The sequence below is a fragment of the Azohydromonas lata genome, assembly GCF_034427735.1.
GTDB lineage: Bacteria > Pseudomonadota > Gammaproteobacteria > Burkholderiales > Burkholderiaceae_C > Azohydromonas > Azohydromonas lata.
Genome location: NZ_JAXOJX010000029.1, coordinates 64,642 through 90,860 on the forward strand (window position 1 = coordinate 64,642; position 26,219 = coordinate 90,860).

The window sequence follows — 26,219 nt, forward strand, 5'->3', positions numbered from 1 at the left end:
CGGCGCTGCTCAGGCCAGTCGCAAAGAGCGCGTGGCTCCCCAGCGGCCCTGCTTATCGACCCACAGCACGCCGACTTGCCAGCGCTGGGCCAGCCGTGGAATGAGCGCCGGCTGGGCCATGAACATGACTTTCGTGAGCGCATCGGCCCGCATGGCACTGCGGGCGGCCACGGTGATGCTGCTCATTCCGGAGGGCGAGTCCCCGGTGGAGGGGTCGAAGATGTGGTGGTGGCGATGGTCCGGCGTGAAGGCGCTGCGGTTGTCGGCGGAGGTGGCCAGGCTGTTGCCGTCCAAGGCCAAGGCCGTGATGAGCTGGCCGGCGCGGTGCGGGTCTTCCACGCCCAGCGTCCAGTCCTGGCCGCGCGGATTGCGTCCCAGGGCACCGAATTCGCCGGTATCGATGAGCGCGTGCTCGATGCCGTGCGCCTGGAGCGTGGCCCGCACGGCATCGGCCGCGTAGCCCTGGGCGATGCCGTTCAAGGTGACGGCCATGCCGGGGCGGGCGAACTCGACGGCCTGGTCGGTGACCTTCAAGCCTTGCCAGCCCACGAGCGACAAGGCCTGCGTGCGTTCCGCGGCCGTGGGCAGCCGGCCGGCCTGGCGGGCGGCCTCCGACAGCAGCCACAACGGCTGCACCGTCACGTCGAACGCCCCTGCGCTGTGGCGGGCCACCCATTGCGCTTCGCGCAGCACCTTGAGCAGGTGCGCGCTGGGACGGGCCAGCCGGCCGTCCCGGTTGAGCCGTTGCAGCTCGCTGTCGGCCTGGAACAGGCTCATGGCGGCCTCGATGTCGTGCAGCACCGCTTGTGCCGCCGACAGCGCCTTCTCGGCCTGGGCGGGTTGGGCATGTGCCACTTGCAGGTGCAGGTGGGTGCCCAAGCCCTGCAGGTGCCGGCTGTGCCATGGCAGCGCTGCGGCGCGGGCGGTGGTGAAGGGCAGGCCGCCCAGCGCGGCCCAAAGAAGCGTGCGTCTTTGCATGGTGTGTACGGGGTGGAGCGTCATGGGGTGCCGGTGGCGCGCTGCGGCAATGCCTTGCCCGGCACAGGCCCGGCGGGGAGTGCCGCCGGCGCGGCCGCCACCTGGACGGTCAGGCGCTTGCCGGTGCGCTGGTGGACGATCACGGGCACGCAGCGCTGTGCGTCGTGGTAGATGCCCACGCAGTCCAGGCACTGGAAGCAGTTGTCGTAGCGCACTTCGCCGGAGGGCTCGATGGCGTCGTAGCGGCAAGCCGCCTTGCAGCGCTGGCAGGGCTTGCCGCACTCGGCGCGGCGCGGCAGCCAGTTCAGCCGCCTGAGCTTGCCGCCCAGCGGGCACAGCACCCGGCAGAAGAACTTGTAGTACGCGGCGCCCAGCAGCAGCACGGCCAGGGCGTACGCGACGAAGGGCCAGGGGCGGTCGAAGCCCAGCGTGATGGAGGTCTTGAAGGGCTCGACCTCGTTGAGCGTCTCGCCCAGCGTCGGAAACAAGACAGCCGCCACGACCAGCGTGGCCAGGACGGCGTACCGGCCCCGCTCCAGCCGGCGGGCCAGACGCGGCGGCAAGCGCAGTTGCGGCAGGCGCAGCCGCTGTGCCAGCAGCCCCACGAATTCCTGCAAGGCGCCGAACGGGCACAGCCAGCCACAGAAGGCGCCCCGCCCCCACAGGAAGAGCGAGAGGACGGTGAAGGCCATCAGCATCAGGCTGACCGGGTCGTACAGAAAGTTCGACAGCCCGTGGCCGCCTCTGAGCGACTTGATCAGGCCCGTGACCTGCACGATGGACAACTGGCCTTGCGCCAGCCACCCGACGTCAATCAGCGTGAAGGCCAGAAAACCCATGCGAAACAGCCTGAGCCGCCGCGCCGACGCGGACACCCAGCGCGGGCGGGCCAGGACCACGCTGAGCACCCCCAGCGCCGCCAGCAACACGGCCATATCGACCGCGCGCGCCTGCCAGGCGAGCAGCCATGGCGGCAAGCGCTTGGGCGGAAAGGTGAAAAACCGCTGCGGTGGTGCGTAGGTGAGCGTGGCGGCCTTGTAGGTGATGCTGGGCAGCCCCGTGCCCTTGGCCCGGCTGAACGTGAGCTTGAATTCGGCCGGCCGGCCCGGATCGAGGCTGGCATCGGCATTCACGCCGAACACCCGCGATGCGCCCAAGTCACCGGGGCCGCCGGCCTGGCGGAGTTCGAGTCCCTGGTCGCGGAACTCCAGGAACAGCCCGTCCTGCGCCAGCGCCAGGCGGCGCGACTGGGCGCCTGGGATGAATTCGTCATCCACGAGGGTGAAGCGTCCGCGGGTGGCTATCCACCAGAGATGTTGATGGTCGAAATTGCGCGCCATGGTTTGTGCATAGGCTTCCTTGCCCAGCACGGCCTGCCCTATGGTCGGCACATTCAAATAAGCCACGAACAATTCGGCGAAGGTTTTGTCGGGGTGAGCGGCGGCATAAGCATCCAGCCCCTCGCCCTCGGTACCGGCAAAAAGCTTTTCCGCTTCGGCATTGGTCAGGCGCAAATGGCCGATGGAGCCGTCCCGCATCAGCGCGTCGAAGCTTTGTACCTCGAATATTTCATCCTTGACCTGGGCGGGCGGGCCGGCCTGTTTCTGGTCCGCGAAACCCAGTTTGGCGCGCGCGACCTCCAGGGCCGCGGTCAGCACGGTTTGATTGATGATGCGAATGGACGTGGTGGCCTTGGCGACGCCATCCAGCATGGTTTGTCCGGCATGGTTTCGAGGCGGGCCGCCGCTCTTGTTGCGTGCGGCGTCCTGGGCGATCAGATATTGATCGGCAATGCTGTGCCCAAGATATTGCGCAATGAATTCCTTCAGCGGCCTGTCCTTCTGGCCACCGAGATCGCGGAAGGTGAACACGGGCTCGCGTTGCTGCAGCAGTTCCACGTCCACGAAATTCCCCTTCCTGTCGATGGCGATGAGGAAATTCATGGGATTGCCCTCGAAACCCGGCAAGGGCGCGATATCGATGGACTCGAAGACGTAGAGCACGGGCCCGGCCTCATGCTCCAGCGGGCTGGTCAGCGGCCAGACGGGAATATCCGAAAGCTTTTCCTCCACGTGATAGGGATGGCCGAAGCGCCGCTCGATATCCGGTTTCTGCAGGATGCCTGACCAGGACGGCACGCACCACAGCGCCAGGGCGAATCCCATCACCAGGGCCATCCACTGCCCTGTTGCCGCGCCTCCAATGGCATGGTTGCCTGATTTACTGCAGCCCGACATCAAAACTCCCCGAATTTTCAACCCGCGGCATTCGGAGCTCTTGTTGCCACCGAGTCCATATACCGGCCCAAGGATTCACATGAATCCAGCCTGGTCATGGTATCCGGCACGGACCCTGAAATTTTACGAATACGCTGGAAAGGCGTGCTGCCCCTACTGACGCGGGCAATTTGCCTGATCAGGCACGCTTGGCCAGCCGCCAGGGCGCCGAGCATTTCGACTGGGCTGCTTCACTTTTATATTTTTATGCGGACGGGCACTTTACCCGTGCCTGAAAAGGCAATATTCCAATAGCCCTGTTGCGCACCGAAAACCACAATGTGCTCGCTTTCCAATACGAAGGCAAACACTCACAACCCATCAAATTGAGACAAGGATATACCCATGTTGACCAAGCAAGCGATCACCAAGAAACTCGATACTTCCAGTGAAAAGGCTTGGGCGGCCATTCGCGGCATCGACGGCCTGGACCGCTGGTTTCCCATTATCGAGACCTGCCGCGTGGAGGGCAGCGGCGTCGGCGCCCACCGCCACATGACCTTGGAAGGCGGGCAGATCACGGATCTCATCGAGGCCGTTGACGACAGCCGCAGGCGTTTCATTTATCTGCGGACAACCTCTCCGTTTCCGGTCACGCATTACCGCGGCACCGTCGAGATATTCGACTCCTACGACGGGCGGGCCGTCGTGGCCTGGACCATCGACTTCGAATCCCAGCCGCAAGACAGCCAGGCCGTTGCCGCCCTCGTCAAGCAGGCGATTTCCGACGGCATCGACGGCATGGAGCGGGAGTTGAAGGCCGGCGCCTGAGGCCGCGCCGCAGCGGCGCAGCCGCGCGCTACCCTCCCGTCCACCCGTTCTGCCAAGCCAGCCGCGCCAGCTCGAAGTCGCTGCTGGTGCCGAGCTTGGCCTTGACCTGGTAGTGCAGGTTGTGGACGGTCTTGACGCTCAGCGCCAGGGCTTGCGCGATGTCCTGCGGGCTGCGTCCGGCCACCAGTGCGCGCATGACCTCGAACTCGCGCGGCGACAGGCCATGCGCGGCCGGCGGCTGGGGCTGCAGCAGCAGGGCCGCAACCTCGCCGGCGATGTCGGCGCTGATCACGCGGCGGCCCTGGCTGACCTGGCGCACGCCCTGGATCAGCTCCTGCGGCGGGCTGCTCTTGGTCACGTAGCCCAGCGCGCCGGCGCGCAGTGCCTGCGCCGCCCAGACCGGATCGCGGTGCATGCTGAAGGCCAGCAGGCGCACCTCGGCGTCGCGCTGGCGCAAGCGGCCGATGAGCTCCAGCCCCCCCAGGCCCGGCAGCGCGAGGTCCACCACCACCAGGTCCACCTCCAGCTCGCGCCAGTACTGCAGCGCCTGTGCGCCGTCTCCGGCCTCGGCCACCACCTGCATGTCGCCCTGCAGCTCCAGCAGGCGTCGGTAGCCCTCGCGCACCACGGCGTGGTCGTCCACCAGCATGACTCGGATCACGGCCTCATCTCCTCTGGGTCATCTTGCTTTTCCAGCCCCTGCGGCGGCGGCGGCCCATCGTCCAGGGCCGCGGTGTCGCAGGCCTTGTCCAGCGGCAGCCACACGCGCAGACACAGCCCGCCGCCGGCGGGCTGCTCCCAATCCAGCCGGCCGCCCAAGGCCAGCACACGCTCGTGCATGCCCAGCAGGCCATGGCCTGCCGACGCCGGCTGCGGCGCGCCCACGCCGTCGTCGGCCACGCTCAGCAGCAGGCCGCCGGGGCCGCGCCGCAGCGCCACGGTGGCCGTGCAGGCGCTGCTGTGGCGCTGCGTGTTGGTCAGCGCCTCCTGCACGATGCGGTAGACGTGCACGTCGTGGTCGGCCGGCAGTGGCGTCCAGGGCGTGGGCAGCTTCAGCCGCACCCGCAGCTCGCTGCCGTCCGGGCGGCGGCGCGGCTGCGCGGCCAGCGACTGCAGGGCCACCGCCAGCCCAAAACGGTCCAGCGCCTGCGGGCGCAAGTCGGCCAGCACGCGCTGCAGCCCGTCCAGGAGCTGCGCCGTGGTGCGGGCCATGGCTTGGGCGCTGGCGGCGGCCTGCGGCAAGGCCTGCGTCATCAGGCCCATGGCGGCGGCCTCGGCCTGCAGCGCGCTCAGGCTTTGGCCCATCTCGTCGTGCAGCTCGCGCGCCAGGCGCCGGCGCTCGGCCTCGCGCGCCTGCAGCAGGTGCAGCGTGAGCTGCTGCTGCCGGTGGCGCAGCTCACCCAGGTGCTCGGCGAGCCGGTTGAAACCCTGGCCGATGTGCTGGAGCTCGCGCAGCCGCATGGGCGGCAGCCGCACCTGCAAGTCGTCGGCCGAGAGCCGGCCCAAGGCACCCAGGATCTGGTTGGCCGGCGCCAGCGCGCGGGCCACCAGGCGTGAGACCAGCCACAGCGCAGCCAGCAGCGCAAGCGCTGCCGCGGCCAGCCAGGCCCAGCGTTGCCAGAGCTGGCGGCCCTCCAGCGCCCAGTGCGGCTGCACCTCCACCGTGGCGACCTTCACGCCCTCGGACGTGGTCAGGGTGAGCGCCTGTGTCCACGCGCCGTGCCTGCCGCCGGCCAGCGCGCGCGCCAGGCGGGCCGACAGCGCGCTGGGATCGTCCACCTGCGGCAGGCAGCCCGCATCGAGCTGGCGGCCGTAGATGTCCACCACCTCGGCGCACAAGGGTGCGCGCTGCGCCAGCAGCTGCAAGGGCTCCAGCGTGACGGTGCGCGTGCTGCGGTCAAAGGCGCTGGTGTGCTGCGCCAGGTCGTCGGCCAGCAACTGCGTGGCCAGTACCGCGGTGCTGGCCAGCGCCTGAACGTTGCGCTGGCGCCATTCGCGCCAGTCGCCCCAGGCCAGCAGCGCCAGCACCAGCAGCGCTGCGGCGCCCAGCCGCCAGCGCAGGGCGCGGCCCAGCAGCAGCACCGGCGGACGCTGCGCGGTGGCGTCCACAGGGGCAGCGGGGGAATCGGCGGCGGGTGAAGTGGACGGGGCGCTCATCGGGGCGCGCATCTTGCACGAGCGCCGCCGCGCGGCGGCCGGCGCAGCGCAGATTTCATTCCGGCACGTAGACCATGGAGCCGTCGGCCAGGCGGTAGGCCACGCCGGCCTTGACGCCGCCGCTGCCCGCGGCGGTGCTGCCCTCGGCGGCCTGGAAGCGCTGCACGCGCTGGCCGTCCTTGATGACGACCTGCATGTCGGGCTGGCCGGCGTTGCGTATGACGGTGACCTTGTCGGCGCTGAAGGGGTTGAGCGGGTGGCTGGCCATGGCCAGCAGCAGCGCGGCGATGACGACCAGGAACACGTCGATGAGGTTGACGAGAGAGAGGACGGGGTCGTCGTCCTCCTCGGCGAGCAGGCGTTCGGCGATCACGCGCGGCCCTCCCCGGCGGCGGCCAGCGCCAGCAGCTCGGTGGCGTACCAGCGGCGGCGCACTTGGGCGATGGTGTAGGTGATGGCCGCGGCGATGAGGGCCAGGATCACGGCCGAGAAGGCCATGGTCAGGCCCTGGGAGACGGCTTCGAGCTGGCCGTCGGCCAGTGCCTTGAGGGCCGGGCCCATGGGGATCATGGTGGCCACCAGGCCCAGCATGGGCGCCACGCGGGTGCTCACCCGGACGAGCTCCAGCCGGCGCAGCGCCATCAGCTCCAGCGCGGCGGCGTCCAGGTGCGGCTGCTGCGCGCGGACCTGGTGCAATTCAAAACCCGCGGGCTGGCCGCGGCGGCGCTGCAGCGCCTGCACCACGCAGGCGCCCAGGGCGAAGAAGGCGTAGGCGAACAGGGCCGCGATGCCCAGCAGCACGGGCAGCAGGAAGAGCTGGCTGGCGCCGTACATGGCGCCGTCTACGGTGGCGAGCATGGTCTTCAGGCCTGCGCGGTGCGGTGGAGGGCGCGGGGCGCGGCCACGCGCGGCGCGGCGGGGCGGGCCAGGCGGCGCTGGTGCCAGGCGCCCGCGCCCACGAGCGCGGCCAGCGCGGCGGCCAGGGCGAGCGACCAGTCCGGCAGCGCGGGCAGCGACTGCGCGGCCTGCTGCACCAGGCGCTGGGCCTTGGCGGTGGCCGCGGCCACGACGCCATTGGGCGTGCCCACGCCCTCGCCGCGCTGGTTGCGCGAGCCGGTGTGGTGGCCGGTCTGGAGGAAGGTCTTGGCGTCCTCGCTGCCCAGGGCGGCGGCGCGCTCGAACCACTTGCGGGCCTCGGCCTCGTCGCGCGGCACGCCGTTGCCTTCGTGGAGGGCCGAGGCGTAGTGCAGGCTGCCCAGGGCGGCGTAGTCCTCGTCGCCGCTGCCTTCGGCGGCGCGCTTGTAGAGGGCGGCGGCGGCGGCCGGGTCGCGGGGCACGCCGGAGCCGTCCTCCAGCAGCAGGCCCTTCCAGATCATGGCGCCGCCGTAGCCCTTGGCGATGCACTTGTCGAAGATCTTGTGCGCGGCCTCGAAGTCGCCGCACTTGGCGGCCCAGTAGCCGTAGCTGCAAGTGATCATGCCCGCGGGCTGGTCCGCCCAATACTCCATGGAGAGCGTGCTGACCTCGCGCCGCAGCGGGTCGCTGGCGGCGGGGTCGGCGGGCGAGGTGCCGCCGCAGTGGCCGGCGGCATGGGCGGCGGTGGACAGGAGCAGCGCCAGGGCGAGCGCCGGCGCGGCGCGGTGCAGGTGTGTGGATGGCATGGGACGCGGGCCGCGGCGGGCCGGTGACGGGATGGCGTCACTGTGGCCATGCGGGCGGACGCGCGACAGAGCAGGTGCCACGGCGGGGGGCGGGCAAATTGCCCGGGTTCGCGGCCACGTCGAATCAGATCTCCCACACCCCCAGGCTGCGCACCAGCGCCAGCACGTCCTGGCGCCGCGGCGCCAGGGCCAGCGGCTCGTCGGCCACGATGCGAAACGGCGGCGTGGGCAGGCGCTGGCGGCACAGCAGCAGGCAGCGGCCCGCGTCGTCGCGCCGGGACGTGTAGCTCAGGGCCTGCGCTTGTGGACGCTGGTCGAAAGCCGCCTGCGCCCACGCGCGCGTGAGCGGGTAGGCGTTGGGCAGGGAATCGATGAGCTGTGCCCGCGTCAGGCCCAGGCGCGGCAGGTCCTTGGTGTGCAGGCTCACGCACTGCAGCTGCGCATCGAGCTCCAGCGTGGCCATGTGGTAGTGCGCCAGCCGCGCCACCTCGAACACGCCCGGCGGCTGCAGCGACACGTCGTGCAGCAGCGATTCCATGCAGGCGCACTCCGGCGTGCTGGCCGCGTAGTAGGTGTGCAGCGGCTGCCCGTCGGCGCCGCGCAGCGGTGCGAAGCGCGAGGCGCCGTGGCCTTCGTTGAAGGAGGCGGCCGTCAATGGGAAATCCCGCGTGCTGTAGACGTGGTACCAGCGCGGCACCTCGGCACGCGTGAGGGCGCGCAGCGTGAAGGCTTCTGCGGCGCCGGGTGGCGGCAGCGCGTCCGCCGTCATGCGACGTGGCTGCGGTCGTAGCGGCGGGCCGCCTCCAGCACGGCATCGGCCTCGTGCAACAAGTCCTTGGGCGGCGTGGGCGCCTCGCGGCCGTCCGCGGCCATTCGCACCAGCCAGGCATTGGGAAAGTGGAACCACGCGGACAGCGCCCAGGGGTCGCGCCCCGGGCCCAGCGCTTCCAGCAGCGGTTTCACGATGGGCAGCGGCGCGTAGCCGGCGTCGAACTGCCAGCGCGCGTAGTACTCGCGCCCGCCGTGGGTGACGCTGAAGACGCGCCCCCGCCGCTTCCAGTCGCTGGCCGGCAGCGATTTGTTGGTGGGCGGCGCCGGCTGCAGCCGGTTGATCTCCTCGGCCGTGAGCCAGTCGCCCTCGGCCAGCATGCGGCGGATGGTGTTCACGCGCCGCAGCCGCTCTTCCAGCAGCTCCTGGCCGGGCTCGGCGAGCTGCCCGGCCACGGCGGCGAGCTGCCCGGCCAGCTCGTCCGCACGGGCCAGCACCTGCGCCGGCACCGCGGCCTGCAGCACCAGCGCCGTGGCGCGCTCCACCGCCCTTTCCAGGCTCTGCACCACGGCCGGATCGACGTCCGGCGGCAAGCCGGCGGGCAGGTGCACTTTCAGCAGCAGGTCGGTGTCCAAGGCCATTGCGCGCTCCATCGATCTACGATATTGCCAAGAAGATAGCACTTGCTTGGCAATATCGGAGAACCAATGTCGCCGGCGGGTAAACGGGCGCCGAATTTGCTCTCTCGCACCCGCGATGAGCCGTGAAACCCCCATCACCACCGCCTGGCCCGGCCGCCCTTACCCCTTGGGCGCGACCTGGGACGGCGAGGGCGTGAACTTCGCCCTGTTCTCCGAGCACGCGCAGGCCGTGCACCTGGCCGTGTTCGACCCCAGCGGACGGCGCGAGCGCCACCGCATCGAGCTCAAGGAGCGCACGGACGACATCTGGCACTGCTACCTGCCCGAGGCGCGCCCGGGGCTGGCCTACGGCTACTACGTGCGCGGGCCCTACAAGCCGGAGGAAGGCCACCGCTTCAACCACCACAAGCTGCTGCTGGATCCCTACGCCAAGGACTTCATCGGCCGGCTGCGCTGGAACGACGCCCTCTTCGGCTACACGCTGGGCCACCGCAAGGGCGACCTCTCCTTCGACCGCCGCGACAGCGCCAGCTTCATGCCCAAGTGCCGCGTGCTGGAGCCGGCCTTCACCTGGGACGGCGACCGCCGCCCCGACATCCCGTGGACCGACATGGTGATCTACGAGATGCACGTGCGCGGCTTCACCATGCGCCACCCCGAAGTGCCTGACGCCCTGCGCGGCACCTACGCGGCCCTGGCCACCGCGCCCGTGATCACCTACCTCAAGCGGCTGGGCGTGACGACGCTGGAGCTGCTGCCCGTCCATTCGTTCATCAACGACCACTACCTCGTGCAGAAGGGGCTGCAGAACTACTGGGGCTACAACACCCTGGGCTTCTTCGCGCCGGAGATGCGCTACTCGGCCTCCGAGAAGGTCAAGGAGTTCAAGACCATGGTGCGCACGCTGCACTCGGCGGGCATCGAGGTCATCCTGGACGTGGTCTACAACCACACCTGCGAAGGCCACCAGCTTGGGCCCACGCTGTCCATGCGCGGCATGGACAACGCCGCCTACTACATGCTGGGCGAGGACCGCCGCTACTACGCCGACTACACCGGCTGCGGCAACACGGTGAACCTCGAACACCCGCGCGCGCTGCAGCTCGTCATGGACTCGCTGCGCTACTGGGTCGAGGAAATGCACGTGGACGGGTTCAGATTCGACTTGGCCTCGGCGCTCGCGCGGGAAGGCGGGGTTGTCCAACACCTGGGCGGCTTCTTCGACGTCATCCGCCAGGACCCGGTGCTCAACAGGGTAAAACTGATCGCCGAGCCCTGGGACCTCGGGGCCGGCGGCTACCAGGTGGGCAATTTCCCGCCCGGCTGGGCGGAGTGGAACGACCGCTACCGCGACGGCATGCGCGCCTACTGGAAGGGCGACGGCGGCGTGATCGGCGAGTTCGCGCGGCGGCTCACGGGTTCGTCCGACCTCTACGGGCGCTCCGGCAAGAAGCCGCTGGCCAGCATCAACTTCATCACCGCCCACGACGGTTTCACGCTGCACGACCTCGTGGCCTACAACGGCAAGCACAACGAGGCCAACGGGGAAGAGAACCGCGACGGCAGCGACAACAACCGCTCCTGGAACTGCGGCGCCGAGGGCGTGACCGACGACGCCGCCGTGCTGGCGCGGCGCGAGCGCCAGCAGCGCAACTTCATCGCCACGCTGCTGCTGTCGCAGGGCGTGCCCATGCTGCTGGCCGGCGACGAGCTGGGCCGCAGCCAGGGCGGCAACAACAACGCCTATTGCCAGGACAACGAGATCAGCTGGCTGCGCTGGGACCTCTCCAGCATGCAGGAGGCGCAACTGCGCTTCACGCAGATGTTGATCAACCTGCGCCGCAGCCACCCCACCTTCCGCCGCCGCGACTTCTTCGACGGGCGGGCGCTCTTCGGCGGCCAGCTCAAGGACGTGCTGTGGCTCAAGCCCGACGGCAGCGAGATGAGCCCGCAGGAGTGGGAGCACGAGCACGCGCGCTGCCTGGGCATGTACCTGGCGGGCGCCGCCATAGGCGACGTGGGCCGGCGCGGGCGGCCCGTCTACGACGACGACTTCCTGATCGCCTTCAACGCGCACGCCGAGGAGGTGCTCTTCACCGTCCCCGACATCCCCGGCGAGGCCTGGCGCGTCGTCATAGACACCTTCGAGCCGGAAGGGCTGGGGGATGGCCTGCTGAATGCCGGCGAGCGCTGTGCGCTGCGCGGGCGCTCGCTGGTGGTGCTCACGCGGCCCATGGCGATGGCGTGAGCGCCGCATGAGCGGCCAAGCGCGGCGTGCACCGGTTCCCGACCCCAAAACATTTTTACCTGCCACACACCATGCCCAACTTTTCCATGCCCTTCGGCGCCGAGCTGCTGGACGACGGCGGCGGCGTGCGCTTTCGCCTGTGGGCGCCGGACGTCCAGGCGCTGCGCCTGCAGCTCGAAGGCGCCGGCCGCGGCCGGCTGCTGCCCATGCACGCGCTGGACGAGGGCTGGCACGAGATCACCGTGCAGGAAGCCGGCGCCGGCACGCGCTACCGCTTCATGCTGCCGGACGGGATGTCGGTGCCCGACCCCGCGTCGCGCTTCAACCCGGAGGACGTGCACGGCCCAAGCGAAGTGGTGGACCCCGGCGGCTACCGCTGGAACGACAGCGGCTGGCGCGGCCGGCCCTGGCACGAGGCCGTGCTCTACGAGCTGCACGTGGGCACCTTCACCGAGGCGGGAACCTACGCCGCCGCGATGGCACGGCTGCCGGAGCTGGTGGCGCTGGGCATCACGGCCGTGGAGCTGATGCCGCTGGCCGACTTCCCCGGCACGCGCGGCTGGGGCTACGACGGCGTGCTGCCCTTCGCCCCCGACGCCCGCTATGGCCGCCCCGAGGAGCTCAAGCGCTTCGTGGACGAGGCGCACCGGCTGGGGCTCATGGTGTTCCTGGACGTCGTCTACAACCACTTCGGCCCGGAAGGGAATTACCTGCACGCCTACTGCAAGGCGTTCTTCAACGCGGCGCACCAGACGCCGTGGGGCGCGGCCATCAACTTCGACGGCGCGCACAGCGGCAACGTGCGGCAGTTCTTCATCGCCAACGCGCTCTACTGGATAGAGGAGTACCACTTTGACGGGCTGCGGCTGGACGCGGTGCACGCCATCGCCGACGACTCGCCCACGCACATCGCCGTGGACATCGCCCGCGCGCTGCGCGCCGGGCCCGGGCGCTTCCGCCCCGTGCACGTGGTGCTGGAGAACGACGCCAACGCCGCGCGGCTGCTGGCCCGCGGCGAGGACGGCACCCCCGGCGGCGCCGTCGCGCAGTGGAACGACGATTTCCACCACGCGGCCCACGTGCTGGCCACCGGCCAGCGCGACGGCTACTACGCCGACTACGCCGCCGACCCGGTGAACACCTTGGGCCGCTGCTTGGCCGAGGGCTTTGCCTACCAGGGCGATCCGTCGCCCTTCCGCGAGGGCGAGCCGCGCGGCGAGCCCAGTGCGCAACTGCCCTCGCCGGCCTTCGTCTCCTTCCTGCAGAACCACGACCAGATCGGCAACCGCGCCTTCGGCGAGCGCCTCAGCGACCTGGCGCCTGCTGCCCGGCTGGATGCGCTCTACGCCTGCCTGCTGCTGTCGCCGCACGTGCCCATGCTGTTCATGGGCGAGGAGCTCGCGGCCACGGCGCCCTTCCTGTACTTCTGCGACTTCGGCCCGGAGCTGGCCGCGGCGGTGTCCAAGGGGCGGCGCGAGGAGTTCGGCCGCTTCGACGCCTTCCAGAGCGAGGCCGCGCGCGCCGGCATCCCCGACCCCAACGCCGAAGCCACTTTCACGGTCTGCCGGCCCAATTGGGCCGAGCGCGAGATCGAGCCGCACTCGCGGCGGCTGGCGCTCATCCAGCACCTGCTGGAGCTGCGGCGGCAGTGGATCACGCCGCGGCTGGCGGGCATGGCCGCGGGCGGCAAGCACCGCGTGGAAGGCGGGCTGCTGCAGGTCGTGTGGTGGCTGGGCGAGGGCGCGACGCTGCGCCTGGCAGCCAATTTCGGCGAGGCGCCGCAGCCGCGCCCGCCGCTGGCCGGGCACATCGTGTTCGAGCTGCATGCCGAGGACGCGCAACTGCTCCCGGACGGCGTGATCGTGAGCGTGGAGGGTGTCGATGTCTGACGGGCTGCTGCAACGCTGGTGCCAACGGCTCAAGGTCGGCACCGAATGGCATGACGTCTGGGGCCAGCGCCACGAGGTGCCGGACGAGGGCTTGAAGGCGCTGCTGGCCCAATTGGGCGTGCCGCGGCTGGACGAGGAGGCGCTGGACGCCGCCGTCGCCGCCGAGTGGCACCAGCCGCTGCCGCCGGTGCTGGCGCTCAAGGCCGGTGCAGACCGGTTCGACGTGCCCTTGAAGCTGCCGCGCGAGGTGCGGCTGCTGCGCTGGACCGTTCATGAGGAAGATGGCGCCGTGCACAGTTGGGACGCCGACGCGGACGGGTTGCCGCACACCGGCGAGGCGACCGTGCACGGGCGCGCCATGCGGGCGCTGCGGCTGTCCATCCACACCCGGCTGCCCGCGGGCTACCACCGGCTGGTGCTGCAGACCGAGGGCATCGCGTTGGGCGAGTCGCTGCTGGTCACGGCGCCGGCGCACTGCTGGCGCCCGCCGGAGCTGCAGGGCGAGGGGCGCGTGTGGGGCCCGGCCCTGCAGCTCTACGCGCTGCGCTCGCAGCGCAACTGGGGCATGGGCGACTTCACCGACCTGGCCGAGCTGACGGTGGCCTTCGGCGAGCGCGGCGCGGGCATCGTGGGCCTGAACCCGCTGCATGCCCTCTTCAGCCACAACCCGCACCACATCAGCCCGTACAGCCCAAACTCGCGCTCGCAGCTCAACACGCTCTACATCGACGTGGAGGCGGTGGAGGATTTCCGCGAGTGCGACGCGGCGCAGGCGCTGGTGCGCTCGGCCGATTTCCAGAACCGGCTGCAGCGGCTGCGCGAGGCGCCGCAGGTGGACCACGCAGGCGTGGCCTCGGCCAAGCTGGAGGTGCTGCGACGGCTGTACCGGCATTTCAAGGAACGGCACCTGGACACGGCCAGCGCGCGGGGGCGGGCCTTCCGCGCCTTCCAGGCCGACCAGGGCGAGCCGCTGCGCCTGTTCGCCACCTTCGAGGCGCTGCAGGCGCGGTTTCACGCGCAGGACGGCGGCATCTGGGGCTGGCCGGTGTGGCCGCAGGAGTTCCGCGACCCGCGCGGCGAGGCGGTGCGGCGCTTCCAGCGCGAGGGGCGCGAGGCCATCGAGCTCCACGAGTACCTGCAGTGGCAGGCCACGCTGCAGCTCGCCCGCGTGGCGCACCGCTGCCGCTCGCGCGGGCTGGCCGTCGGCCTGTACCTGGACCTGGCCGTGTCGGTGGACCGCGCGGGGGCGGACACCTGGGGGCACGCGGCCCTCTACGCCGCCGGCGCGACGGTGGGGGCGCCGCCGGACGAGATCAACGTCCAGGGCCAGGACTGGGGCCTGCCGCCGCTGCACCCGGGCCGGCTGCTGACGGACAGGCTGCGCTTCTTCATCGCCACGCTGCGCGCCAACATGCGCCACGCGGGGGCGCTGCGCATCGACCACGTCATGGGGCTGATGCGCCTGTACTGGATTCCGCCGGAGCGCGGCGCCACCCAGGGCGCCTACGTGCACTACCCGCTGCAGGAGCTGATGGCGGTGGTGGCGCTGGAGAGCCAGCGCAACCAGTGCATGGTGATCGGCGAGGACCTGGGCACGGTGGCCGACGAGATGCGCGCCGCGCTGGCCGAGGCCGAGGTGCTCTCCTACCGGCTGCTGTACTTCGAGCGCGGCGAGGGCGGCGCCTTCAAGCGCCCGCGCGAGTACCCGCGCGAGGCGCTGGTGGCCATCTCCACCCACGATTTGCCCACGCTGGCCGGCTGGTGGACCGGGCACGACCTGCAGGTGCGCAAGGGCCTGGGCCTCTACCCCGACGAGAAGGTCTACGAGGAACAGCTCGTGGGCCGCGCGCAGGAGAAATACCGGCTGCTGCTGGCGCTGCAGCACGAGGGCCTGCTGCCGGCGGACGTGGCGCTGGACCTGGCCCACCCGCCGCCGCTCACGCAGGCGCTGGTGGAGGCGGTGCACGCCTACATGGCGCGCACGCCCTCGCGGGTGCTGGTGGTGCAGCTGGAAGACGCGTTGGGCGTGCTGGACCAGCCCAACCTCCCCGGCACCGTCAACGAGCACCCCAACTGGCGCCAGAAATTCCAGCAGCCGCTGGATGCGCTGCTGGCGGACGAGCGGGTGGTGTCGCTGTCGCGGGTGCTCTCCGAGCTGCGCCCGCATGCGCCCTTGAAGGCGGCGCAACTGCCGCGGGCGCAGGCCCTCATTCCCCGCGCCACCTACCGGCTGCAGTTCCACAAGGATTTCAACTTCGACCACGCCATCGCCGTGCTGCCCTACCTGCAGCGGCTGGGGGTGAGCCACGTCTACTGCTCGCCGCTGATGCGCGCCCGCCCGGGCAGCACGCACGGCTACGACGTGGTGGCGCACGACGAGTTCAACCCGGAGCTGGGCGGCAAGGAAGGCTTCGAGCGCTTCGCCGCCGCGGCGCGGGAGCGCGGGCTGGGGCTGATCCTGGACATCGTGCCCAACCACATGGGCGTGATGGGCGGGCACAACGCCTGGTGGCACGACGTGCTGGAGCACGGCGAGGCCTCGGCCTACGCGCGCTATTTCGACATCGACTGGCAGCCGGTCGATCCGGCCCTGCAGGGCAAGGTGCTGCTGCCCGTGCTTGGGCAGCACTACGGGCGGGTGCTGGAGGCAGGCGAGCTGCAACTGGTGTTCGACCCGGCCCTGGGCGCCTTCGCGCTGCAGTACTGGGAGCACCGCTTTCCGCTGGACCCGCGCACCGTGGCGCCGCTGCTGGAGCGCGCGGCGCAGCGGCTGGAGGGGGCGGCGTCGCTGGCGCTGCAAAGCCTGTCCACGGCCTTCGGCCACCTGCCGCCGCGCGAGGACGCGTCGCCCCAGGCCCGCTTCGAGCGCCAGCGCGACCAGGCGCTGCTCAAGGAGCGGCTGGTGGACCTGCTGCGCGAGGACGCGCGCGTGCTGGGCGCCATAGAGGGGGCCGTGGCCGAGCAGCAGACGGCCGACGCGCTGGACGGCCTGCACGCCGCGCAGGCCTGGCGGCTGGCCTTCTGGCGCGTGGCGTCGGACGAGATCAACTACCGGCGCTTCTTCGACGTGAACGAGCTGGCCGCGCTGCGCATGGAGGAGCCGGCCGTGTTCGAGGCCACCCATGGCCTGCCGCTGGAGCTGTGCGCGGCCGGCGTGGTGGACGGCCTGCGCATCGACCACCCCGACGGCCTGCACGACCCGCTGCAGTATTTCCAGCGGCTGCAGCAGGGCTACGCGCGCCGGGCGGGCTTGCTGCTGGCGGACAAGGACGCGGCAGGGCGCCCGGCGCGGCCGCTGTACGTGCTGGCGGAAAAGATCGCCGCGGGCCACGAGGACGTGCCGGAGGACTGGGCGCTGCACGGCACCACGGGCTACCGCGCCATGAACGTGCTCAACGGGGTACTGATCGACTGCGCGGCCAAGGAGCGCTTCGACCGCATCTGGCAGCGCGTAAGCGGCGAGACGGAGCCGTTCGAGGAAGTCGCCTACGGCGGCAAGCAATTGATCATGCGGGTGTCGCTGGCCTCGGAGCTGACGGTGCTGGCCACGGAGCTGTTGCGCATCGCCCGCGCGCACCGGCGCACGCGCGATCACAGCCTCAACAGCCTGCGCCGGGCGCTGGCCGAGGTGGCGGCGTGCATGCCGGTGTACCGGTCCTACATCGTCCGGGAGCCTTCGGCGCAGGACCGCCGCTTCATCGATTGGGCGGTGGCGCAGGCGCGCCGGCGCAGCCGCGCGGCGGACACGACCGTCTTCGACTTCGTGCGCCGCACGCTGCTGGCCGAGGCCGAGGAAGGCGCGGACGAGGCGCTGCGCGAGCGGGTGCGGCGCTTTGCCATGCGCTTCCAGCAGTTCACCGCGCCGGTGACGGCCAAGGGCGTGGAGGACACGGCCTTCTACCGCTTCAACCGCTTCCTGCCGCTCAACGAGGTGGGGGGCGAGCCCGACACCTTCGGTTTTTCGCTGCGCGGCTTCCATGGGGCGAATGCGGATCGGGCGGCACGCTGGCCGCACACCATGCTGGCGACCTCCACGCACGACAACAAGCGCAGCGAGGACGTGCGCTGCCGCCTGGACGTGCTCAGCGAATTCCCGGCCGCCTGGCGGCTGTCGCTGCGGCGTTTCCACCTGGCGCCGCAACTGCAGCGCGCGCGGGTGGATGGCACGGGCGGCAAGGCCATGCCTTCGCGGGCGGACGAATACCTGCTGCTGCAGACGCTCCTGGGCACCCTGCCCCCGGGCGGCCTGACGGAAGAAAGCCTGCCTCAATACCGCGAGCGCATCGAGCGCTACGCCTTGAAATCCGTGCGCGAGGCCAAGCGGCACAGCAGTTGGGTGAACCCGGACGCGGAGTACGAGGACGCCTTATTGGCCTTCATCCGCAGCGCCCTGCCGCGCGTGAAGCCCAATCCGCTGCTCACCGATATCCAGGCGCAGGCGGAAGCCGTGGCTTGGTTCGGAGCGCTGAATTCACTGACGCTGGTGCTGTTGAAATACACACTGCCCGGTGTGCCGGACTTGTACCAGGGCAATGAATTACCGGACTTGAGCCTGGTGGACCCGGACAACCGCCGGCCGGTGGATTATGAATTGCGCAGCCGCATGCTGGAATCCTTTGAAAAGCACGCGGCCAGCCCGGACGGCCTGGTGAATATCCAGGAGCTGATGCCCTCGCTGCACGACGGCCAATTGAAACTCTGGTTCACGTGGCGGTTGCTGCAGTGGCGGTCGGCACATGCGGCGCTGTTTCGGGAGGGCGACTACCAGCCGCTCAATGGCGCGGGCGAGCGTGCAGACCACGTGATTGCCTTTGCGCGGGAAACCGCCGACGGAGAAAAATTAATCACCGTGGCCGGGAGATTCTTTGCACGGCTGATGGGGCTGCAAACGGGCTGGCCCTTGGGCGAAGAGGCCTGGGGCGACACGGCCGTGGAACTGCCGGCCTGGACCGAGGGTTTGACGTTGCGCAACATCCTGACCGGAGAAAAGCACGAGCCGGCAGAGGGACGGGTGAGGCTGGCCGAATTGTTCGCGACGGTGCCGGGGGCGGTGCTGGTGGTGGATTCGTAAATTCGGACGCATCACTTTGCTTGTGTGATTGGAGGCCATCAATCCCGTCCACCACGGGAGCGATGGCATTTTCATCAAGAGTTCACTCCCAAAGCCGACCGTCGGAATCGTGTGCTTCCCCTCGCCCGGTCACCCCCCGTGACATATTCACGCCTGCGCCGCGCACGCCGTCGAGCGCCATGCCAGACTGCCCGCGGGCCAAGAAAATCAAAGCTCCAGGGAGAACCCAGGCGATGAAATTGTTGTCTTTTTTGCGCCATCCCCGGGAGCCTGCCACACAGGTGCAGGCATTTGCCCGGCATTGGACGCGGCAATTCAAGCTCTACACCCGCTCCGAGCTCAAGGCCGGCGCCGACACCGTTGCCAATGCCTATCAGGCCGATCTCAGCGATCGGGCCCTGGCCGCGAAATTCATGATCATCACGACGGCGCTCAAATATTGCAGCCGCAGCAGCAAACCCTCGCCCATCAAGCGCTATTTCTTCCTGCCCGGCGATACGAGGAATTGCACGCGCAATTTCCTGTACGCACCTTTTGATTTACCCGGCTCGGTGAGCGACGGCGAATTGCTGCGCCTGCTCAAGCATCCCGGCGCCCCGCACCGCTCGCGCAAACCCCAGCCCCAGGCCCCGGAAAACCTGACCGGCGACGAGCCCACGCGCTTTGTCGATTTCGCAGAATGAATGCAGCCGGTCGGTTGGAAAAGGAACTGGCGCTTCACGCTTGAGGCCAGCGGGCCGCAACGCCAAGCGGCCACGGCGGTCGGCCCAGGCAGGCCCCGGGTCAACCCAGGGTGCGTGCGGCGCGTTCGACACGCTGCGTGCATCCGTCACGGCAAGCGTGGAGACAGCGTGAACTGGCAGGTCAAGGCCTGCCATTTGGGCGTTTGAACGCGGGCCGCGCACGCGACCATGCCGCCCAACACATGACCACGCCAGCAGTTCTGCCCATGTTGACCTTGAAGGACGCCCACGACCCCGAGCCCTCGCCGGCCACCACCGCCGACGAGGCCGCGCTGCTGGAGCGCTGCCGCCAGGCGTCGCTGCAACTGCTCAGGCGCAACACCACCGCCGGCGGCGTGCTGGCGGCCACGCCGGGCGCCTTGGCCGAGTCGCGCAGCTACACCCGCGTGTTCGGCCGCGACGCGGCCATCTGCGTGTTGGCCATGGCCGGCAGCGGCGACGCCGAGCTCGAAGCCGGCGCCATCGCCAGCCTGGACGCCCTGGCCCGCGGCCAGGCGCCCAACGGCCAGATTCCCAAGTACGTGGACCCCGCCGGCACCGAGGCCGACTTCTGGTACCTGGGCTGCATAGACGCCACGCTGTGGTGGCTCATCGCCGTGGACCACGTGCGCCGCCAGGGGCGCGATGCGGCGCTCAGAACACGCTGGCAGGCCGAGGTGGACAAGGCCCTCCAGTGGCTGCAGGCCCAGGAGCACCAGCGCTTTTTCCTGCTGCAGCAAAACGAGGCCAGCGATTGGGCGGACATCATGCCCCGCTCCGGCTACGTGCTCTACACGAACGCGCTGTGGTTCCGCGTGAAGTCGCTGTACGAGCTGCCGCAGTGGGAGGAGACGCGCCACCACTTCAACCACCTGTTCCACCCGTTCCAGCGCGACTTGCCGCAGTACAAGCGCAGCCGCCTCATGGGCCACTACGCGCGGCGGGGCAAGGCGAGCCCGGGGCTGTACCTGAGCTTCGTGAACCTGTCGTTCGCGGGCGACGAGGGCGACGTGCTGGGCAACGTGCTGGCGGTGCTGTACGGGCTGGCGGGCGACTCCATGGCGCAGCAGGTGCTCAAGACGCTGCGCTCCGGCGGCGCGGGCACGCCCTACCCCGGCCGCGCCGTGCTCAACCCGATGGACGAAGGCCACGAGCTGTGGCGCCAGTACATGGCGCGCCACCAGCAAAACCACCCGCACCAGTACCACAACGGCGGCATCTGGCCCTTCATCGGCGGCTTCTACGTGATGGCGCTGGCGCTCATGGGCCAGCGCGAACTCGCGCGCCGCGAGCTGGTCCAGCTGGCCCAGGCCAACGCCGCGGCCGACTGGCGCTTCACGGAGTGGTTCCACGGCCGCACCCTGAAACCCTGCGGCATGGCGGGGCAGAGCTGGAATGCGGCGACGTTCCTGACGGCGCTCAACGCGCTGGAGACGGGGCGGTATTGGATGTGAGCTGAGCAGCACCGCGGGCCGCTGAAGGAAGGCCCGCATCGGGTTCTCCCCGCCCCGCCCGTGCACACCGTTTGCCCCGTCGCCCAAGCCGGCCGGCGCTGTTTTTCGCGCCCGCGCCGCGCAGACGACGGAGGAGACCATGAACAAGCTCGTGTCCGTGCTCGTGTGGCCGGTGGTGGCGCTCGTCGGCGCCTTCTCGTTCGCCACGCTGGCGCTGCACCGCGGCGAGGCCGTCAACGCGGTGTGGCTGGTGACGGCGGGGCTGTCCGTCTACTTCATCGCCTACCGCTTCTATTCCAAGTTCATCACCGAGCGCGCGCTGGGCCTGGACGACTCGCGGCCCACGCCCGCCATGCGCCACAACGACGGGCTGGACTACGTGCCCACCAACAAGTGGGTGCTCTACGGCCACCACTTCGCGGCCATCGCCGGCGCCGGCCCGCTGGTCGGCCCGGTGCTGGCGGCGCAGATGGGCTACCTGCCCGGCACGCTGTGGATTCTTTCCGGCGTGGTCATCGCCGGGGCGGTGCAGGACTTCATCGTGCTCTTCGCCTCGGTGCGGCGCGACGGCAAGTCGCTGGGCGAGATGATCAAGATGGAGCTGGGCCCGCTGGCCGGGACGCTGGCCTCCATAGGCGTGCTGGCCATCATGATCATCATCCTGGCCGTGCTGGCGCTGGTGGTGGTCAAGGCGCTCACGGGCAGCCCCTGGGGGCTGTTCACCATCGCGGCCACCATCCCCATCGCGCTGCTCATGGGCATCTACATGCGCGTGATACGCCCGGGGCACGTGGGCGAGGCCTCGGCCTTCGGCGTGGTGCTGCTGCTGGGCTCCATCTTCCTGGGCCGCGTGGTGGCGGAAAGCCCGACTTGGGGGCCGATGTTCACGCTCAACGGGCCGCAATTGGCCTGGGCGCTCATCGTGTACGGTGCCATCGCCGCCAGCCTGCCGGTGTGGCTCATGCTCGCGCCGCGGGACTATCTGAGCACCTTCCTGAAGATAGGCACCATCGTTGCGCTCGCACTCGGCATCTACTTCGTCGCGCCGCTGCTGAGCATGCCCAGCACCACGCGCTTCATTGACGGCAGCGGGCCGGTGTTCTCCGGCAAGCTCTTCCCCTTCCTCTTCATCACCATCGCCTGCGGCGCGGTCAGCGGTTTCCATTCGCTCATCTCGTCGGGCACGACGCCCAAGATGGTGGAGAAGGAGTCGCACATGCGGCTCATCGGCTTCGGCGGCATGCTGACCGAAAGCTTCGTCGCGCTGATGGCGCTCACCGCCGCCTGCGTGCTGGACCCGGGCATCTACTTCGCCATGAACGCGCCGGCGGCGGTCATAGGCACCACGGCGGAGAACGCGGCGCGGGTGATCTCGGAATGGGGCTTCGTCATCACGCCGGACGTGCTCACGCAGACGGCGCGCGACATCGGCGAATCCACCATCCTCTCCCGCGCCGGGGGCGCGCCCACGCTGGCCGTGGGCATGGCGCAGATCCTGGGGCAGGCCTTCGGCGGCAAGTCCATGGAGGCGTTCTGGTACCACTTCGCCATCCTGTTCGAGGCCTTGTTCATCCTCACCGCGGTGGACGCGGGCACGCGCGTGGGTCGCTTCATGATCCAGGACATGCTGGGCCACGTGTACAAGCCCTTCGGCAACACCGACAACCTCGTGGCCAACCTGCTGGCCACGGCGGCCTGCGTGGCGCTGTGGGGCTACTTCCTGTACCAGGGCGTGGTCGACCCGCTGGGCGGCATCAACACGCTGTGGCAGCTCTTCGGCGTGGGCAACCAGATGCTGGCGGGCATCGCGCTGCTGCTGTGCACCACGGTGCTGGTGAAGATGAAGCGCGGGCGCTACGTGTGGATCACGCTCATCCCCACCGCATGGCTGCTGGTGACGACGCTCACGGCCGGGGTGCAGAAGATCTTCCATCCCTCGCCGTCCATCGGCTTCCTGGCGCTGGCCCACAAGTTCAGCGACGCGGCGGCGCAGGGCACGGTGCTGGCCCCCGCCAAGACCGTGGCGGAGATGCAGCGCGTGGCCTTCAACAACTACCTGGACGCGGTGGTGTGCAGCTTCTTCGTCCTGCTGGTGGTGGCGATGTGCTTCTTCGCGCTGCGCACCTGCCTGCAGGCGCGGCGCAAGCCGCATCCGACGGCGCACGAGATTCCGCCCATCTCCACGCGCCAGGCGGCCGTATGAGCGCGCCAGCGACCCCGGACCAGGACGGCGGCGCCCAAGCCGCCGACGCCTTCACCAGCCTGGCCGCGCGCTGGCGCAGCGCGTGCAGCGCCTGCCGCCAGGTGTTCGGCATGCCGGACTACGAGCGCTATTTGGCCCACGCCGCGGCCACGCACCCGGGTGAGCCCGTGCTCTCGCGCGAGGACTATTTCAAGCGCGCCATAGACCGCCGCTACGGCGGCGGCTCAGGCGGCATGCGCTGCTGCTGAGGGCTTGCGAGGGCGGGCTCGGCCAGGCGAGGCGTCTTCAGCGCCGCCGTGGTGAAAGCTTTGCCCGCGCGCAGGGGCTGTTTGCCGGCCAGGCATTTTTGCAAGCCGCCGCAAGAGGTCGCTTGACGACCCCTTGCGCCCATGCTGCAATGCAGCAAACGTAATAGGCTGTAACGCAACCCCGTCGCCAGGCAGTGAAGGCGTGCCTGGCGGTTGCGCGTTCGGCCGGCGTGCCCATGCGCCGGCCCATTCATTCCCCCTTGGAGAAGCCCATGCTCGACACGATGGCCGCGCCGCCAGCCGATTCCCTGCCCAGCCTCAACGCCGACCTGAGCCAGTGCTCGGTGTCCGGCCTGTCGTCGGGCGCCTTCATGACGGTGCAGTTGCATCTGGCGCACTCGTCCCTGTTCGTGGGCGCGGGCGTGATCGCGGGTGGCCCGTACCGCAGCGCCGAGTCCTTCCGCGCCGCGGCGCCCATCGCGGACGACGCCTACCTGCTCAACGCGCTGTACGTGTGCATGAACCCGCTGACGCCCTACACCGGCCCGGACGCCGAGCGCCTGGTGGGCCTGGCGCGCGAGACGGAAAAGCGCGGGCTGATCGATCCGCTGTCCAACCTGGCCGGGCAGAAGGTCTACATCTTCACTGGCAGCGAGGACAAGGTGGTGGACTCCTGCGTGGTGCGCACCACGCGCGCCTTCTACGAGGCGCTGGGCGTGGCCAACCAGGACATCGAGTTCGTGGACACCGTGCCCGCGGGCCACTCCATCCTCACCAGCAACCTGGAGGACAACCCGATAGGCGAGAACCGGCCGCCCTACATCAACCGTTGGACGCACATGCAGAGCTGGGACATCCTGGACCACATCTACGGCCGGCTGGAGCGGCCCAAGCATGCGCCCACGGGCCGCATCGTGCGCTTCGACCAGCGCGAGTTCTTCAACCACGAGAACCGCGCCAGCATGAGCGCCTACGGCTACGCCTACGTGCCCAAGGCGGTGGAAGAAGGCGCGCCGTGCCGGGTGCACGTCGTCCTGCACGGCTGCATGCAGGGCTACAACTTCGTGCCCATGGAAAACGGCAAGATCAACCGCACGGGCGACGCGCCCTACGGCAACCGCTACTACACGACCACCGGCTACAACGAGCTGGCCGACGCCAACAACATCGTCGTGCTGTACCCGCAGGCCGAGAGCCGCAACGAAGCCGCGGTGCAGAACCCCAACGGCTGCTGGGACTGGTGGGGCTACACCTGCCCGCAAGTGGACTCGCCGGACTACTACTCGCAGCAGGCCATACAGATCAAGGCCATACACGGCATGCTGCAGCGCCTGGGCGGCAAGCACGCGCCCAAGGCGCGCCGCGACAAGCTTGCGGCCGCAACGGCCTGAGCCGGCGCAACGACCGCTTCAACTCCTTGCACGCACGACGATGAGCACCGTACAGAACACGATGATGAAGGCCCGCGGCTCGCGGGCCGACGACTGGCTCAAGGCCCAGATCGAGGCAGCCAAGGCCGCCATGCCCGACGCCCAGGACCCGGCGCGGGTACCGCTGCCCCTGGTGCCGCTGGCGCAACTGCAGATGCTGCAAAGCACGCTGGCGCACGAGGCCTCCGGCTACGCCTCGCGGGCCGCGGAGGCCGGCGCCGCGCTGCCCGCGCTGGCCAACGACCCCAACGCCGCCCAGGAAGCCTGGGCCCTGGCCAGCGCGGCGGTGCAGCGCTGGTGGTCGGTGCAGGCGCAAAGCGTCAGGGACTGGGTCGAGCTGGGCAAGGAAATGGGCGAGCTCAAGCAGGCGCGCAGCGTCTCCAACTACCTGTCCATGCAGATCAACTACGCCGACCAGGCGCAGGCCAACGTGTCGAGCTGGCAGCTCAACATGGCCGAGTGGATGGACGCGGTGATGGTGGACACCGGCTGGTGGCTGGCCCGCAAGCGGGCGCAGGCGCGGGGCTGACGGCACCAGCGGCGCTCGCGCGTCAGCGCGCGGGCGCCGTCTGCAGCTCCACCACCACGCCGGCGTGGTCCGAGGACCACAGGCCGGCCGGGGTGCGATCCGCTGCCGCGTCGCCCGCCAGGCGGGCGGCACGCGGCTGCACCGCGCCGCGCAGCCACAGCACGTCGCTGCGGCGCGAGAGCTGCGGGTCCGTGTCGTCCATGGACGGCGCCCGGCAGCAGGTGGCGCCCAACTGCGCCGGCTGGGCCTGCGCCCAGGCGTCGCGCCAGCCCGCGGCCAGGAAATCCGCCTGCAGCTCGTCCGGCGGCGGCGGCGCGGCCGGGACGGTGCTGGACAAGGCCAGCGCCACGGGCAGCGGGCTGGATTCGGCCAGCGCGCGCAGCAGCTCGCCGTCCTGGCGGCGCTCGTCCGGCGTGAACGGGTCCAGCCGCGCGAGCTGCGCGCTCACGAAGCGCAGGGCGCCGCCCGGCAGCCGCACATCCACCGACACCCAGGCGCGCCCGCCCGGCCACACGCCCACCTGTGCCGTGCCCGGCACGGCGGCCAGGGCCGGCGGCGGCGCCGGGGCGTCCAGGCGGCCCCGCTGCGGGTGCGCGGTGGCGCCGCGCGGCAGGTCGGCGCGCTCCAGGATCACCACGCGCTCGCTGGCCTGCACGCAGCGCAGCTCGCCCGGCGCCGGCCGCGCGGGTAGCGCCGGCAGCTCGAACTGCGCGGCCTGCACGGCCACGCGGTAGGGCCGGCCCAATGCGCGCAGCGACTGCAGCAGCGCCGCGAGCATGTCGATTTCCACCTTCATCGGCCCGCAGCGCAAGCCGTGCAGGGCCAGCGTGCCGGTGGACCAGCGGCCCAGCGCCTGCACGGCCACCAGGTGCGGCGCGGCCTGGGCCACTTGGGCGGCCAGCGCGTGCATGCGCGCGTGCGGCTGCGTGGCGCGCACCTCGCGCAGCACGCGGCCGGCGGCGTCCACGTAGGTCAGCAGGTCCACCGAGAAGAACAGCGGCGTCCAGGCCGTGCCCGCGCCGGCGTTGTAGGTCATCACGCGCAGCGGGCCGGCGTCCGCGGCCGGTTGAAGCGCTTCAGGCGGCTGCGGCTGGGCCCGCGCCGCCGGCAGGCCCAGCGCCAGCGCCGCGGCCACCAGGGCGGCCGGCCCCGGGCTGTCTCTTATACACATC

General features: G+C 70.2%; 20 protein-coding genes. 10 read left to right on the forward strand and 10 right to left on the reverse strand.

The window, feature by feature from the left end; genetic code table 11:
- Positions 1-9: 9 nt before the first annotated feature.
- Together SM757_RS17675 and SM757_RS17680 are read right to left on the reverse strand one after the other, a co-directional pair.
- Positions 10-978: an FAD:protein FMN transferase gene (locus SM757_RS17675; RefSeq protein ID WP_322466493.1), complete on the reverse strand. Its 969-nt coding sequence runs from the start codon at positions 976-978 to the stop codon at positions 10-12.
- Positions 979-998: 20 nt separating this feature from the next.
- On the reverse strand, positions 999-3,143 hold the full coding sequence (locus SM757_RS17680) for a 4Fe-4S binding protein (RefSeq protein ID WP_322466507.1): 2,145 nt from the start codon (positions 3,141-3,143) through the stop codon (positions 999-1,001).
- 456 nt (positions 3,144-3,599) lie between these two features.
- On the opposite strand from SM757_RS17680, the gene SM757_RS17685 reads away from it, so the two are divergent.
- Complete coding sequence (locus tag SM757_RS17685; protein ID WP_066334946.1) at positions 3,600-4,025, forward strand: SRPBCC family protein; 426 nt, start codon at positions 3,600-3,602, stop codon at positions 4,023-4,025.
- 28 nt (positions 4,026-4,053) lie between these two features.
- Here SM757_RS17685 and SM757_RS17690 read toward each other — a convergent pair whose 3' ends face one another.
- The 7 genes from SM757_RS17690 to SM757_RS17720 all read right to left on the reverse strand — a co-directional run bounded on the left by SM757_RS17690 (position 4,054) and on the right by SM757_RS17720 (position 9,253).
- Positions 4,054-4,686: a response regulator gene (locus SM757_RS17690; RefSeq protein WP_066334953.1), complete on the reverse strand. Its 633-nt coding sequence runs from the start codon at positions 4,684-4,686 to the stop codon at positions 4,054-4,056.
- On the reverse strand, positions 4,683-6,182 hold the full coding sequence (locus tag SM757_RS17695) for a sensor histidine kinase (protein WP_322466494.1): 1,500 nt from the start codon (positions 6,180-6,182) through the stop codon (positions 4,683-4,685). The genes SM757_RS17690 and SM757_RS17695 overlap by 4 nt, the downstream gene beginning before the upstream one ends.
- A 55-nt stretch (positions 6,183-6,237) precedes the next feature.
- The gene (locus SM757_RS17700) at positions 6,238-6,555 is read right to left on the reverse strand and encodes a DUF2149 domain-containing protein (RefSeq protein ID WP_238455737.1); all 318 of its coding nucleotides are present in this window, start codon (positions 6,553-6,555) and stop codon (positions 6,238-6,240) included.
- A complete protein-coding gene (locus SM757_RS17705) occupies positions 6,552-7,040 on the reverse strand; it encodes a MotA/TolQ/ExbB proton channel family protein (RefSeq protein WP_066334957.1) in 489 nt (162 codons plus the stop codon). The genes SM757_RS17700 and SM757_RS17705 overlap by 4 nt, the downstream gene beginning before the upstream one ends.
- Before the next feature lie 5 nt (positions 7,041-7,045).
- Positions 7,046-7,843 carry a tetratricopeptide repeat protein gene (locus tag SM757_RS17710; protein WP_322466495.1) on the reverse strand — a complete coding sequence of 266 codons (798 nt, stop codon included), beginning with the start codon at positions 7,841-7,843 and terminating at the stop codon, positions 7,046-7,048.
- Positions 7,844-7,967: 124 nt separating this feature from the next.
- On the reverse strand, positions 7,968-8,612 hold the full coding sequence (locus SM757_RS17715) for an RES family NAD+ phosphorylase (protein ID WP_322466496.1): 645 nt from the start codon (positions 8,610-8,612) through the stop codon (positions 7,968-7,970).
- Positions 8,609-9,253, reverse strand: a complete 645-nt coding sequence (locus SM757_RS17720) for a hypothetical protein (RefSeq protein ID WP_322466497.1) — start codon at positions 9,251-9,253, stop codon at positions 8,609-8,611. Before SM757_RS17720 ends, SM757_RS17715 begins: the two co-directional genes overlap by 4 nt.
- A 115-nt stretch (positions 9,254-9,368) precedes the next feature.
- Between SM757_RS17720 and glgX the strand changes: the two genes are divergently transcribed.
- The 9 genes from glgX (at position 9,369) to SM757_RS17765 (ending at position 25,047) form a co-directional block, all read left to right on the forward strand.
- Positions 9,369-11,501: a glycogen debranching protein GlgX gene (gene glgX, locus SM757_RS17725; RefSeq protein ID WP_322466498.1), complete on the forward strand. Its 2,133-nt coding sequence runs from the start codon at positions 9,369-9,371 to the stop codon at positions 11,499-11,501.
- 71 nt (positions 11,502-11,572) lie between these two features.
- Complete coding sequence (treZ, locus tag SM757_RS17730; protein WP_322466499.1) at positions 11,573-13,390, forward strand: malto-oligosyltrehalose trehalohydrolase; 1,818 nt, start codon at positions 11,573-11,575, stop codon at positions 13,388-13,390.
- A complete protein-coding gene (locus SM757_RS17735) occupies positions 13,383-18,461 on the forward strand; it encodes a malto-oligosyltrehalose synthase (protein ID WP_322466500.1) in 5,079 nt (1,692 codons plus the stop codon). Before treZ ends, SM757_RS17735 begins: the two co-directional genes overlap by 8 nt.
- Positions 18,462-18,640: 179 nt before the next feature.
- Positions 18,641-19,144, forward strand: a complete 504-nt coding sequence (locus SM757_RS17740; protein WP_322466501.1) for a hypothetical protein — start codon at positions 18,641-18,643, stop codon at positions 19,142-19,144.
- Positions 19,145-19,410: 266 nt separating this feature from the next.
- Positions 19,411-20,637, forward strand: a complete 1,227-nt coding sequence (locus SM757_RS17745) for an amylo-alpha-1,6-glucosidase (RefSeq protein ID WP_322466502.1) — start codon at positions 19,411-19,413, stop codon at positions 20,635-20,637.
- A gap of 139 nt (positions 20,638-20,776) precedes the next feature.
- Positions 20,777-22,840, forward strand: coding sequence for a carbon starvation CstA family protein (locus SM757_RS17750; RefSeq protein WP_322466503.1), 2,064 nt, complete (start codon positions 20,777-20,779; stop codon positions 22,838-22,840).
- A complete protein-coding gene (locus SM757_RS17755; RefSeq protein WP_084267363.1) occupies positions 22,837-23,088 on the forward strand; it encodes a YbdD/YjiX family protein in 252 nt (83 codons plus the stop codon). The genes SM757_RS17750 and SM757_RS17755 overlap by 4 nt, the downstream gene beginning before the upstream one ends.
- A 272-nt stretch (positions 23,089-23,360) precedes the next feature.
- On the forward strand, positions 23,361-24,479 hold the full coding sequence (locus SM757_RS17760) for an extracellular catalytic domain type 2 short-chain-length polyhydroxyalkanoate depolymerase (RefSeq protein ID WP_322466504.1): 1,119 nt from the start codon (positions 23,361-23,363) through the stop codon (positions 24,477-24,479).
- 40 nt (positions 24,480-24,519) lie between these two features.
- On the forward strand, positions 24,520-25,047 hold the full coding sequence (locus tag SM757_RS17765; protein ID WP_322466505.1) for a hypothetical protein: 528 nt from the start codon (positions 24,520-24,522) through the stop codon (positions 25,045-25,047).
- A 22-nt stretch (positions 25,048-25,069) separates the two neighbouring features.
- On the opposite strand, the gene SM757_RS17770 is transcribed toward SM757_RS17765, so the two are convergent.
- The coding region (locus SM757_RS17770) for a hypothetical protein (RefSeq protein ID WP_322466506.1) at positions 25,070-26,219 on the reverse strand (1,150 nt) is incomplete at its 5' end.